The sequence below is a fragment of the Acinetobacter amyesii genome (genome assembly GCF_002018365.1).
Taxonomy (GTDB): Bacteria; Pseudomonadota; Gammaproteobacteria; order Pseudomonadales; family Moraxellaceae; genus Acinetobacter; species Acinetobacter amyesii.
Genome location: NZ_MVKX01000005.1, coordinates 249168 through 262735 on the forward strand (window position 1 = coordinate 249168; position 13568 = coordinate 262735).

Genomic DNA, 13568 nt, shown 5'->3' on the forward strand with positions numbered 1-13568 from the left:
TTTTTAATCTATTCAATAAAAAAACCGGCAAATGCCGGTTTTTTTATTCCTTTAGGATTATGCGTTGCGTTTCGCAAAGTCATCCATAAAGTTAACCAGTGCTTGAACGCCTTCTAGCGGAACAGCATTATAAATACTTGCACGCATACCACCCACTGAACGGTGACCAGCTAAATTCAGCAAGTGGTTTTCTTCAGCTTCTTTCAAGAATTGTTTTTCCAATTCTGGATTCGCCAAAGTAAATGGTACGTTCATGATTGAACGGAATTCTTTTGCAATTGGATTTGCATAGAAATCGCTTGAATCGATATAGCCATAAAGCAATTCAGCTTTTGCCATATTCGCTTTATAAATTGCGTCTACACCGCCCTGCTCAAGTAACCATTCAAAAACAAGGCCAGATAAGTACCATGCATAAGTTGAAGGTGTATTCACCATTGAACCATTTTTCGCTTGAGCTGAATATTTCAAGATACTTGGAATATCTGCTTTCGCTTGATCCAATAAATCATCACGAATAATCACCAAAGTTAAACCAGCAGGACCAATATTTTTCTGAGCGCCTGCATAGATTAAACCGAACTTAGATACGTCTAATGGTGCAGATAAAATGCTTGATGAAAAATCGGCTACCAATGGTTTGTCCGTTTCAGGAATGTTGGCAAACTGAAGACCACCAATGGTTTCATTATCTGCATAATGCACATAAGCCGCATCATCAGATAAGTTCCAAGTGCTTTGATCAGTAATCGCAAGTTTACCGTCAATGCTCGTACCCGCTTCAACAACATTAATGTCGCCATAACGCTGTGCTTCTTTCAACGCTTTTTCAGACCAAATACCCGTGTGGATATAGTCTGCTTTGCTGTTTTTACCCAATAGGTTTAATGGGATCGCAGAGAATTGAAGTGATGCGCCACCTTGAAGGAATAACACTTTATAGTTGTCTGGAATATTCATCAGCTTACGAAGATCAGCTTCTGCTTTCTCTGCCACAGCAACATAGTCTTTACTACGGTGGCTCATTTCCATGATCGAAAGGCCTTTGCCTTGCCAGTCAAGCATTTCAGCTTGAGCTTTTTCTAAAACGGCAGTGGGTAATGCAGCAGGACCAGCACAGAAGTTGTACGCGCGCATGAGTTTTCCTTTCAAAGTGAAACACAATAAAATGATGGCATTTAACCATATCTGACGCGTGCTTGCAGTAGTTTAAGCTGAAAATATTCCAATGCTGTCTGACATTTGAAGTCAAAATTTCAATAAAGATCAAAATTAATTCTTCTTAATTCAAATTATTAGATTTACTGATATTTTTTACACCTTGAATTGATGCTAATTTAAGGTCTTGATGTGAGAAAAATGATGTGCGCTGCAAAGATAAAATTTATTTACATATGTATATGAAACAATACAACAACTTAGTGAATTTACCCAACTTCATCACAATGACTATAATGAACCCATCCTAGCTGTGAGTGTGTTTTTATGCCTCTACCTCGAACAGATTATTCTATAAAAATTAAACATACATTTCGTTCAGGATTGCTGCTTGGCCTTGGTTGTATGAGTGGCTTATTTAGCCCCACGGTACTTGCGCAAAGTATCAGTTATAGCCAAGCAGAACAAAGTCTACTCACCAGCTCGTATAGCACTCAGGCCAACCAAGCGCTACAACAATCTGCCGAACTTCAAGCTCAGGCCATGAAAGGACTCGGCTTACCTCGTGTGGATTTAAACGTCCGTGCCTATGCCTTTCATAATGAACTCGATATCCCCCTCGGTGCCTTAAAAAACAACTTAGAACAAACACTGAGTAATGGCATTAATAATAAAATTGATGAAAGCTTACCGAGTGATTTGGCAGACCCATTAAAGGACAGTCTACAACAGCCAATCCGTGATGGTGTGGGCTTAATTCCGGATTCGTCACAGGTGGTCTTAGATGATCAAGTAATCCGCCCTACCGTTTCCGTGATGATGCCGCTGTATACCGGTGGGTTAACGTCTAGCGCCAAGGAAATTGCCAATATTCAAGCCAAACGCAGCGCGATTAGCAGTGAACAACAACAAGATGTGCAACGTTTTGAATTAATCCAAGCCTATTTTAATGCTCAATTGCAAAAAAAATTAGTTGAAAGTAGCCGTTTCAATTTAAATGCGATGCAACAACACTATGCCAATGCGCTCAAAATGGAACAACAGGGTTTCATTAGCAAAGGCCAGCGTATGCAATTTGAAGTGGCGAAGAATAATGCGCTCAGAACTTTTCAAAATACTGAAGCGAATCTTCGCTCAAGCTTATTTAAGTTAAATAACTTAATGCAAAGCAGCCAAATTACCGATCTTTCAACGCCATTATTTATCAATCAGCAACACAATCAAAATATAACTGCCTTACTGAAAAGTTATCAGGATCAGTCTAGTTTGGTGCGTAAAATGCAATTGGACAGTCAATTGGCCGGTGCCAATGTAAAAGCCCAAAGCGCAGCAAAAAAACCCAACGTCTTTGCCTTTGGTGAATATAGTCTCGACGATAAACAAAACTGGATCGTTGGTGTTGCCGCTCGCTACAACTTATTTTCAGGTGTTGATAAAAACAAATCCGTACAAGCTGCTGAACTTCAACGCTATGCTTCTGAATTAATGACTGAACGTACCAAACAAGAAATTGAAAGCCTAATTTATAGCTCGTTTAATGAAGTCACCAGCGCTCAGCAAAGTCATCTGTTGTTGCAGCAAAATTTAAAAGCCGCGCAAGAAAATTTAAGAATCCAACAGCTTTCATTTAAAGAAGATATGGGTACGGCCACGCAAGTCATTGATGCACAAAATGCACTGAGCGGGCTGCAAAGTGAAATGGCACTCAATGCTTATAAATACGTGATGTCACTCGCAACACTGCTACAAAGTCACGGGAGCATTGACCAGTTCCAAAGCTATATCAATCAATCACACACCGACTATATTCGCTAAGCTTAGCTGAGGGGAAACAACATGAATCAGGAACCAACTGATCACCAAGAAGATGCCTCCGCGAAAGCTGAAACATCCCAATCCAATGTCTCGACTTCAGACGTTTCATCTACAGCAAATACTGCTGAGGATACTCCAAAGAAAGTGAATACCAATACCGATGCAAAGACGAAAAATACCTCTGCGCATAGTCACAATAAATCTGCTTTGATCAAGTTCGGGATTGGCATTGTCTTGGTTCTGCTTTTGGCATTGATTGTATTTGGCTTATGGAAAAGTTATCAGCCCAAGCAGGTTGAATTACAAGGTCGAGTTGAGGCTGAAACCATCCACATTAGTACCAAAGTACCCAGTCGTATCGAAGAAATATATGTGCATGACGGTGAAAAAGTACAAGCAGGTCAAGCGCTGGTCCGTTTAACCAGCCCTGAAGTCGATGCAAAGAAACAACAGGCTTTAGCTGCACTCCAATCTGCCCAAGCACTGCAATCCACAGCTGAACGCGGCTCTCAACAAGAAAATATTGATAGTTTATATGCCAATTGGCAAAGTCTAAAAGCACAGCAACAATTGGCGCAAACCACCTACCAACGTGGTCAAAACCTCTATAAAGAAGGTGTGATTTCACGACAACGCCGTGATGAAATGCAAGCTGCCGCAGTGTCTGCTGCACAAATGACAGAAGCGTCTTATCAACAATATGCGCGTGCAAAACGTGGCAGTACACCGCAACAACAAAGCTCGGCAGATGCCCAAGTCAAGATTGCGCAAGCCGCGTTGGCTGAAGCCAATGCACTTGAGGCTGAAACGAAGTTATTTGCACCGTCCAATGGCACCATTTCAAAAACCTATGGCAAAGTTTCAGAATTAGTTGCAATGGGTGTGCCCGTTGTAAGCCTGATTCAAGATGATAGCTTATGGATTAGCTTAAATGTCCGTGAAGACCAGTATGCTCAAGTGTATCAACTCAAGACCATGCAAGGATTTATACCGGCGCTAAACAAATCTGCCGAGTTTAAAATTGATCACATCGAAGCCGAAGGTGAATTTGCAACGATTAAAACCACGCGACAAACGGGCGGCTATGACATTCGTAGTTTTAAAGTCCAACTGAAACCCGCTCAGCCAATTGCTGACTTAAAAGTGGGTATGAGCGTGTTGTTTAAAATTGAAGAGCGTAAATAATGTTTAGGGGCATTCTGCGTGAGTTTCGCTATTTGATGCAGCATAAATGGGACTTGTGTATGGTCACACTTGCCCCTGCCCTTGTGATTTTGCTCTTTACCAATATGTTTGCTCAAGGCAAACCAGATCATTTACCCATTGCGATCATAGACCAAGACCAAAGCAGTTTAAGCCGTAACATTACCCACTTTGCGCAGCTGAACCATACCTTAAAAGTAGCCACCATTACACCAAGCATGGATGATGCTGAAAAGCTTTTAAATCAGACTCAAATTTGGGGCTATATTCATATTCCTGCTGGCGCTGAGCAACGACTGGTTCAAGCAAAAGATGCGGAAGTCAGCATTGCCTATAACCAAAGCTATTTTAGTGTCGGCAATAGTATTTCATCAGCCATGCTGCTAAGTACATTGCAAGCCATGGCCGATTTTAGTGGTCATCAGTATTTAGAAAATACTATTCCCTACCTCGATGCACCGACGCCCAATGTCAAAATTTCACCTTTATATAATCCGGGTTTAAATTATGAGTTCTATTTAGAGCCTTATATGATTCCTGCGATTCTGCATTTATTACTCTGTTGCTGCGTCGCATTTTCGGTTGGTCAAGAATTCAATTATGGCACTGTAAATCAATGGGTGAATCCAAGTTCTGTCTTTCAAGCTTTAATCGCTAAAAATCTCAGTTATGTTTTCATTTTTACCGCTTGGACATGGGCGTGGATGTTGTGGCTAGTCGTGTTTCGAGGGTGGTTTGTTCAGGGTTCATTACTGCTAATTTTGCTCGGGCAATTGTTTTTTTATACAGCCTATGCCTTTATCAGCTCTACTGTAGTTTTGGCGACACGTGATCTCACCAAATCTTTTGGTTTTATCGCTGTATATGGGGGCTCATCACTGAGTTTTGCAGGGGTAACATTACCGCTGAATAACGCGCCAATGTTTACAAAGTTCTGGGCGAATATTATTCCCTATACACCCTATGCCAAATTACAAACTGAACAATGGGTCATTGGTAGCCCTATCTCCATTTCAATCACACCGCTTGTCACCCTGATCATTTACTGTCTGTTCTATTTTGTTCTTGCCAGCTTCTTTTTACGTAAAGTACTGAAGGAGCAAGTCATATGAATAAAATCTCAACATATATAAAAGCTTTATTCAGACACTATATTCAAACCTTTAAAGATATTGTGAAGCACAGTTCGATTTTTACCACATTGGTGCTTTCTGTTTTTCTTTACAGTTTTTTTTATCCCATTGCTTATCAAGCGGAACACGCAGATTCGCTCCCCATCATTGTGGTGGATGAGGAACAAAGCATACTCACCAATACGATTATTGGTGCCGTAGCCAATAGTCCCAATGTAGAAATTCGAGCTGTGACTGGTAATTTTGCTGAAGCTGAAAATATGCTCCGAAGTCAGCAGGCTGACGGGATTTTACTGCTGCCGAGTAATCTTTCAAATAGCATTCGCCGTGGTGAAACCGGTGGAATTGGTTTATATCTCAGTGCTGCAAACTTTCTAAAGACGCAAAAAATTGGCTTAGGTTTAGCCAGTTCGATGGAAAATGCCCTCGTCGAATATGCAGAAAAATTCCAGAACATATCCGATTTTAGCCCGGCTTTATCTATCCATAAGATTCCATTATTTAATCCACTTTCAGGCTATGGCAGCTATATTTTCCCAGCGGTTGCACCCTTAATTATTCATCAGACGATTTTATTGGGTCTGTGCATGCTGATTGCGACCTATCGACAAAACACCACTTGGCGTCCGAGCTATACACAATTGGCTGGCATCTTCTTGTGTATTTTGACCATAGGAACTTTGGGCTGCTTCTATTTATTTGGTTTTACCTTTTGGCTGAATGACTATCCACGGGGTGGAAATTTTTGGGGCATGTTCATTGCTGTGCCCATCTTCCTCAGTTGTATTATTGCAATGACACTCTATCTAGCCACCTTTCTTGACCTACCAGAACGTGCAGGACATGTCATCGTTTTTAGTTCTATTCCGCTTTTTCTACTTTCGGGAACGGCATGGCCACATGCAGCTATGCCTGAATGGATGCAAATACTCGCTCAAGCATTACCTTCGACCCAAGGCATTCAAATGTTCCTTCAACTCAATCAGATGGGTGTGCCTACAGTAATCGTCATCCCAAAACTGCTTTACCTCACAAGTATTGGACTGATTTTTTTATGTCTGGCTGTCTGGCGTTTAAAGTTTGCCAAAAGATAAAACTGTTTGTGCTGTAAGACATGTCTGGTCTCAAGCGAAATGCGTTCAAACCTATTCATCATAGACTCGAACGCTTTGTATCTAATCATGTCTCAAATTTAAATGCTTTCTGCCACCTATTAACTATATGCTGTTGGCGTCACAGTCGATGCTTCATCCACTTGAATATTAAAATCATCTGCATCTGAGGTGATCTCAGTAACCAAATCATCTGATTCTTTTTCTGCAGCGTTTTCAAGCCAGAATCCTTTGACTTTATCGTCCCCATCATGACCTGCAAAGACCACACTCATATACAGTTCTTTTTGCGGATAATCATATTTATACACAATCGTTGTGGTCTCACCTTCTCCCAGCCGAGTATTTGCCATTCGCTGAATCACTTCCACCTCAGCGCTAGGTTGACCTGCTGGAATCAGCTTTTTCATACGTGAGAACAGCTCCGGATCTGCCAGCATCGCATCACGAACATTTTCTTCAACCAATGCCAAAAAGCTGTCTTGATTGGGTTCGTGTAGCGCGACGAATAATTTTTCTGACTTCGCACGCTGTGAACTTGTCTCACTTGGTAGGCTTGATTCGAATTTTGCAATCAAGAAATCGCCGATTTTTTCACAAGCCGTTATAGGTAAGATTAAAGTGATGATGACGACTAATTTTTTCAACACCGTACAAGCCCTCTGGTTATTATTAATAATATATAACGTTAAAATTTAGTTCGGATGGTCTGTGTGATTTATAGAATTTTCACTGATTTATCTGCCTCACAAGTATAAAGCAAACTTCTATATAAAAATGAAAAATACAGGCTCACATTTAGTTTTTCGATCTTTCTAGGCAAATCAGAGATGTTGTGAAGTGTTTATTAATAACTCAATTTTATTCGTTTTATAAATTAAACTTAACAATCGAATCGCTTATACAACTTAAAATGATAATTTATCGATCAAACAGTTTGGTTTTGATCAAAATCGTTGGCTGTATTCTCATATAAACTGCAAAATATTGTCGTATTTATCTCCCAAATTATTCAGAACTTTTTGTCATGGCGGATTCAGTCTGTCTGCAACATTTGTTCGTGGATGACTGTGGGCTTTTTTCTCCCAAATCTGACATAAGAGCTGATGTATGAAAAAGATTAAGGTGAGCCTTGCCTGGCAAATCGTGATTGCTCTCATTCTCGGTATACTTGTTGGTGCTTTCCTACACTATTCTCCTGAATATCGTGATGCTTTAGTTAATAACTTTTTGACTCCTTTGGGCTCAATTTTTATTAACCTTATTAAGATGATCGTTATTCCGCTTGTTGTGTCGATGCTTATTTTAGGTATTGCCAATACAAGTCACGGTAGTAACTTAGGTAAACTAGGTTTCAAAACGATTATTTATTTTGAAATCATTACCACTGTTGCTATTTTAGTCGGTTTAGTTGCAGCCAACGTATTCCAACCTGGTGCCGGCATTGATATGTCTGCATTGACGCAAGTCGATATTTCAAAGTATCAAGAAACAACACATGAAGTCAGTGAACATTCTCATGGTTTGATTCAAACAATACTTTCACTTATTCCATCTAACTTTTTTGCAGCTTTGACTAGTGGTCAAATGCTCCCAATCATCTTTTTCTCTGTGATGTTTGGTGTAGGTTTAGGTGCGCTTGATCAGGAAGTAAAACAACCTTTAATTAAAGTGTTGACCGCTGTTTCTGAAACGATGTTTAAAGTTACGCACATGATCATGATGTTTGCACCTATTGGTGTATTCGGCTTGATTGCTGCAACTGTTGCGAATTTCGGATTCAGCTCTCTTGTGCCACTGCTTAAACTCGCAGTTTTAGTTTATGGTGCAATCTTCTTCTTTATTTTCATTGTATTAGGTGCTGTTGCTAAATTCTGTGGCTTCAGTGTTTGGGCCATTATCAAGATCTTAAAAGATGAATTGATTCTCGCGTATTCAACTGCAAGTTCTGAAACTGTCCTCCCCCGTATTATGGAAAAAATGGAAGCTTATGGTGCTCCGAAACCGATTACCAGTTTCGTGATTCCAATTGGCTATTCATTTAACCTCGATGGTTCGACCCTATATCAAAGTATCGCGGCTATCTTTATTGCTCAGCTTTACGGGATCGATCTGACAATCACCCAACAAGTGATTCTGGTACTGACCTTGATGATTACCTCTAAAGGGATTGCAGGTGTACCTGGCGTTTCTTTCGTGGTCTTGCTGGCGACTCTTGGCAGTGTCGGTATTCCTCTTGAAGGTCTGGCATTCATTGCGGGTATTGACCGTATTTTAGATATGGCACGTACTGTACTGAATGTGATTGGTAACGCGCTTGCGGTACTGGTGATCAGCAAATGGGAAGGCCAATTTGATACTGAAAAACAAAAAAATTATGCCGCTAATCTAAAAGATGCCGCTTAATTTTATGACATAAAAAAGGACGCTTCAGCGTCCTTTTTTTACAGCTTTGTTTTATTCTTTCACCAATTTTATTTATTTTTTTCGCCAAAAACTGAAATATTAAAATCTCGAATTTTGTTACTTCCTGCGGGTTTATCAAAACTTACATCATACTGTACAAGGTTTTTATTGGTATAACCGTACTCATAAGTGACCGTATATAAAGACGGTTTTTCAGTCGATTTTTCAATGTGCTTAGCCACTATATTTTTGCGTGAGTAATCTTGTTTCGGAATGCCTCGTGCAAATTTACGCAGCTCTTTTTCATTCTGTTCAAACTTGGCTTTGAGTTCTGGTTCAAAGTAGGTGTACAGCTTTTCAAAATTGCCTTCACGCAACTGATCATAGGCAGCTTGGGCAACTACAGTCTGTTCAGCACTTGGGTCTGGGATTGCATTTAAGGCTTTTTGACCAATTTGGTCACAGCCGCCAAGCCCAATAAGTGAAGCCATTGCAAAATATTTTAATTTCATATTGTACTCATCAATCTAAAATTATCTGTCTATAAAAAAGGACGCCGTAGCGCCCTCTTTTCTCAATCTTCAATTAGTCTTCTTCAGGCTCATTGAGATCTGATTCACTGTCATTTTGATCAATAATCGTTGAATCATCGACAAGCTGCTCAGTTTCGATTGCTTCCACTTCTTCAAAAGTTTCGTCTTCTTCAACTGCTTCGATCGCCACAACACCGACTAAGATCTCGCTTTCACCTAAACGTATCAAACGAACACCTTGAGCATTACGACCTGTTTGTGCCACTTCAGACGCACGTGTACGAACCAGCGTACCACCATCTGAAATTAACATCAGCTCTTTAGACGCATCAATCGCTACCGCACCAACAAGTTCACCGTTACGTTCAGACGTTTTGATTGCAATAACACCTTTACCGCCACGTTTCTTAGTTGGGAAGTCATCTACTGGTGTACGTTTACCATAACCATTAGCTGAAGCACAAAGTACTTCACCGGTTTCAGGTACAACCACCAATGACACAATACGACTAATGAGAGCTGAATCAGAGTTATCTTCATCATCAGACTCTACATCCGCATCCTCAGCGTCTTCAGCTTGAGCTGCTGCACCAATGGTCACGCGCATACCACGAACACCTTTGGCAGAACGACCCATTGAACGCACGTCAGTTTCTGCAAAACGAATGGCTTTACCTTCGTTTGAGAACAACATGATTTGTTGTTCTCCGTCGGTAATGGCAACACCGATTAAGGTGTCATCACCATTGAGCTCAATTGCACGTAGACCGTTTGAACGAACATTCGAGAATTGTTCTAACTCAACACGTTTAATCGTACCGTATTCTGTTGCCATAAATACGTAGAAGTTTTTACGAACGGCTTCCGCTTGCTGTGCAAAGTCATTGATGATTTCGTCATCAAGATCAGTCGTAGACAACTCTAGACCCAATTGTTTCAACTGAATACGAAGTGCATCAGATAAATCATCTGCACCATCTTCAGTCTCAGCAAGTGCAGCTTCTAAGCCTGCAAAATGACTATTAATCACTTCATTGGTTTGTAGCTGTGCACTATTGGCTTTTACAAATGCTTTAAAGTCAGCCAAACGTTCTTTAAATTTCTTCGGCGCATCGACCACTGGTAAAATAGCAGTGATGGTTTCGTTTTCATCTAATGGCAATAAGTTCACCATCGGACGACCTTTCGCACCACGAGATGCTTGAGGTACTTCATATACTTTCAGACGATAAACTTTACCTACATTGGTAAAGCAAAGCACTGTTGCGTGGTTTGAAGTCACGATCAAATGTTGGATGTAATCGTCTTCTTTCATTGAAGTTGCAGACTTACCACGTCCACCACGACGCTGTGCAGCGTAGTCTGACAATGGTTGAGTTTTTGCATAGCCTGATTTAGAAACAGTCAGTACCATTTGCTCTTCAGGGATTAAATCTTCACGAGAGAAGTCGATACGTGATTCCACGATATCAGTACGACGTGCATCGCCATATTGTTGAAGGATTAAAGCTAATTCTTCTTTAATCACGTTCATCAATAAGTTGAAATCGTTCAAAATTGCAGTGTATTCAGCAATTTGACCTAGAATTTCTGTATATTCAGCTTGTAACTTGTCTTGTTCTAGACCAGTTAAGCGATGTAAACGAAGTTCTAAGATCGCACCTACTTGGGTTGGAGACAGACGATAAATATCACCTGTTAAACCAAATGGACGTGCTGGATCTTCGCCTTCAATTTCATCTGGACGGACAGATACCGCACCCGCTTTTTCAAGCAATGCAACAACACCACCGCCTGCCCACTCGCCCGCTTGTAAACGTTCACGTGCTTCGCTAGGGTTTGCAGATGTTTTGATGGTTTCAATGATCGCATCGATATTTGCGAGTGCAACCGTCAAACCTTCTAAGATATGTCCACGTTCACGTGCTTTACGCAATTCGAACATGGTACGGCGTGTAACCACTTCCTGACGGTGACGGATAAACGCAGCGATAATATCTTTCAAGTTCATTAACTTAGGCTGACCATTATCGAGGCAGACCATGTTAATGCTGAATGAATTTTCTAATTGGGTATTTTGGAATAGGTTATTTACAATCACTTCAGCGTTTTCACCACGCTTCAAGTCAATTGCAATACGCATCCCTTCTTTATCTGATTCATCACGAAGTTCAGAAATACCTTCAAGTTTTTTCTCTTTGACCAACTCAGCAATACGTTCAATGGTTTTTGCTTTGTTAACTTGATAAGGAATTTCAGTGAAGACAATCGTGCTGCGGCCCGATTTTTGGTCTTCTTCAATGTGATATTTACCACGGATATGCAAACGACCTTTACCAGTACGGTACGCATCGACAATGCCTGATTTACCGTAAATGATACCGCCTGTAGGGAAGTCTGGACCAGAAATGTGTTCCATTAACCCTTCAATGCTGATGTGCGGATCGTTGGCATAAGCAAGACATGCATTAATGACTTCTGTCATGTTATGCGGAGCCATGTTCGTTGCCATACCTACAGCAATACCAGCTACACCGTTAATCAACAAGTTAGGCACACGTGTTGGCATGACTTGTGGAATACGTTCAGAACCATCGTAGTTGTCTTCCCACTCTACGGTATCTTTCTCAAGATCCGCTAAAAGTTCGTGGGTCAATTTACGCATACGAACTTCGGTATAACGCATTGCTGCTGCACTGTCACCATCGACAGAACCGAAGTTACCCTGACCATCAACCAATTGATAGCGTAAGCTGAAATCTTGAGCCATACGAACAATAGTTTCGTATACAGCTGAGTCACCATGTGGGTGATATTTACCGATGACGTCACCGACTACACGGGCAGACTTTTTGTAAGCTTTGTTGTAGTCATTGCCCAATTCGTGCATTGCAAAAAGCACACGACGGTGAACAGGTTTGAGACCATCTCGGACATCTGGCAACGCACGTGACACAATCACGCTCATTGCATAATCGAGATATGAGCTCTTCAGTTCATCCTCAATGGCAATCGGTCTAATTTCCGATACGCTCATGCATACTCCTTGTTATACAAGCAGAATTCTGCCCGCATTTATATATCGTAAATCTGTAAAAATTAGTTCAAAAAACACTGAACCAATATCAAAAATCAAGTCCAACAGTATAGCATAAAAACCCTGATTTTTGTGCCAATCATCTTGCACTAGAACCATGATTTTTTGTATTTATTTTAAGCATTTTGATTTTATTTGCTGTGAAAAAAACCTCTACGAATAGAGGTTATTTAATGTTCAAAAAAAATCTTTTCGAAGCTTCAAATTTAGACGCATAAATGTGATAAAAATCACTCTTTATGAAATTGCATGACCTCTATTTCTTGAGGTACATGATCCTGCTGCATCCATGGGTATGCTGTTAAGAACAAACCTAAAATAAGCGGAAATTCATAAACTTCTTCAATGAAATCCTTATAAGCCAAATCGTACAAAAATAAAAAACTAAGACTTCGACTATGCTCAACTGCATCAGAAATCAGTAAGCCCAATATCACCAAGCCCAATGGCCAAATTGGTAAAGCCAAGGTTTTTAGCTTAAGTGCAATTTCTTGGCGTAAATACGGCGAAAACAGCATAAAGACGACAGGTGCAATCATGAATACCGAAATTAAACGAAAATACGGTTTAGGCACATCAGGAAAATAGTCGCGCCCCCAGCTAATGCTACGACCAAATAGCAACAACCACCATGCGACAGCCCACAACCAAAATTGTTTCTTTCCATCTTGCATTTCAAGTGGTCGAATATAGAAAAAAGTAAAAATCGCAAAAAACAGCAATAACAATGCTTGGACCGATTCAACTGCTGTAACAGTCATTCCATCAAATAAAGGAAAAGAGATACTTTGTAAAACAGGAAAAAGTAAACAGCAGATCATCAGCACCAATACACTGACTGGTAACTGAAAATCAAATTTCAAAGGGAGACTCCGCCTAAAGGGCAAGTTCAATAAAATAGCAATGTTAACACAAAATATACAATCCTTTAAGCTTGCTTTAAGTTTTAGATTCAAACTTGAAGAATAGATCTTGATTTTTTTATTTTAAATCTTTGTATTTTTTATAATTTATTAATTTCCATCCTATTACCAAGCGATTGCTCCTGCTTACTTACCATTTAAGTTTCAACATACGTTTAGCTTACGCTACAGTAGTGCCTAATACTGAC

General features: G+C 40.3%; 10 protein-coding genes. 5 read left to right on the forward strand and 5 right to left on the reverse strand.

The window, feature by feature from the left end; all coding sequences use genetic code 11:
- Positions 1–57: 57 nt before the first annotated feature.
- Positions 58–1137, reverse strand: a complete 1080-nt coding sequence (gene serC / locus B1202_RS09695; protein ID WP_078190394.1) for a 3-phosphoserine/phosphohydroxythreonine transaminase — start codon at positions 1135–1137, stop codon at positions 58–60.
- A 348-nt stretch (positions 1138–1485) separates the two neighbouring features.
- Between serC and B1202_RS09700 the strand changes: the two genes are divergently transcribed.
- Genes B1202_RS09700 through B1202_RS09715 form a run of 4 tightly spaced genes read left to right on the forward strand, consistent with a single transcriptional unit; the run spans position 1486 to position 6403 of the window.
- Complete coding sequence (locus tag B1202_RS09700; protein ID WP_078190395.1) at positions 1486–2973, forward strand: TolC family protein; 1488 nt, start codon at positions 1486–1488, stop codon at positions 2971–2973.
- A 21-nt stretch (positions 2974–2994) separates the two neighbouring features.
- Positions 2995–4158: an HlyD family secretion protein gene (locus B1202_RS09705; RefSeq protein WP_078190396.1), complete on the forward strand. Its 1164-nt coding sequence runs from the start codon at positions 2995–2997 to the stop codon at positions 4156–4158.
- The gene (locus B1202_RS09710; protein ID WP_078190397.1) at positions 4158–5288 is read left to right on the forward strand and encodes an ABC transporter permease; all 1131 of its coding nucleotides are present in this window, start codon (positions 4158–4160) and stop codon (positions 5286–5288) included. Before B1202_RS09705 ends, B1202_RS09710 begins: the two co-directional genes overlap by 1 nt.
- A 17-nt stretch (positions 5289–5305) precedes the next feature.
- The gene (locus B1202_RS09715; protein ID WP_078190451.1) at positions 5306–6403 is read left to right on the forward strand and encodes an ABC transporter permease; all 1098 of its coding nucleotides are present in this window, start codon (positions 5306–5308) and stop codon (positions 6401–6403) included.
- Positions 6404–6522: 119 nt separating this feature from the next.
- Here the strand turns inward: B1202_RS09715 and B1202_RS09720 are convergent, their stop codons facing one another.
- Positions 6523–7071: a hypothetical protein gene (locus tag B1202_RS09720; protein ID WP_078190398.1), complete on the reverse strand. Its 549-nt coding sequence runs from the start codon at positions 7069–7071 to the stop codon at positions 6523–6525.
- 460 nt (positions 7072–7531) lie between these two features.
- Between B1202_RS09720 and gltP the strand changes: the two genes are divergently transcribed.
- A complete protein-coding gene (gene gltP, locus B1202_RS09725) occupies positions 7532–8827 on the forward strand; it encodes a glutamate/aspartate:proton symporter GltP (protein WP_078190399.1) in 1296 nt (431 codons plus the stop codon).
- 68 nt (positions 8828–8895) lie between these two features.
- Here the strand turns inward: gltP and B1202_RS09730 are convergent, their stop codons facing one another.
- The 3 genes from B1202_RS09730 to B1202_RS09740 all read right to left on the reverse strand — a co-directional run bounded on the left by B1202_RS09730 (position 8896) and on the right by B1202_RS09740 (position 13320).
- Positions 8896–9339: a DUF3887 domain-containing protein gene (locus tag B1202_RS09730; protein ID WP_078190400.1), complete on the reverse strand. Its 444-nt coding sequence runs from the start codon at positions 9337–9339 to the stop codon at positions 8896–8898.
- A 73-nt stretch (positions 9340–9412) separates the two neighbouring features.
- Positions 9413–12397, reverse strand: coding sequence for a DNA gyrase subunit A (gene gyrA, locus B1202_RS09735; RefSeq protein WP_078190401.1), 2985 nt, complete (start codon positions 12395–12397; stop codon positions 9413–9415).
- A gap of 290 nt (positions 12398–12687) precedes the next feature.
- Positions 12688–13320: a hypothetical protein gene (locus tag B1202_RS09740; protein WP_143221595.1), complete on the reverse strand. Its 633-nt coding sequence runs from the start codon at positions 13318–13320 to the stop codon at positions 12688–12690.
- Positions 13321–13568: the final 248 nt, after the last annotated feature.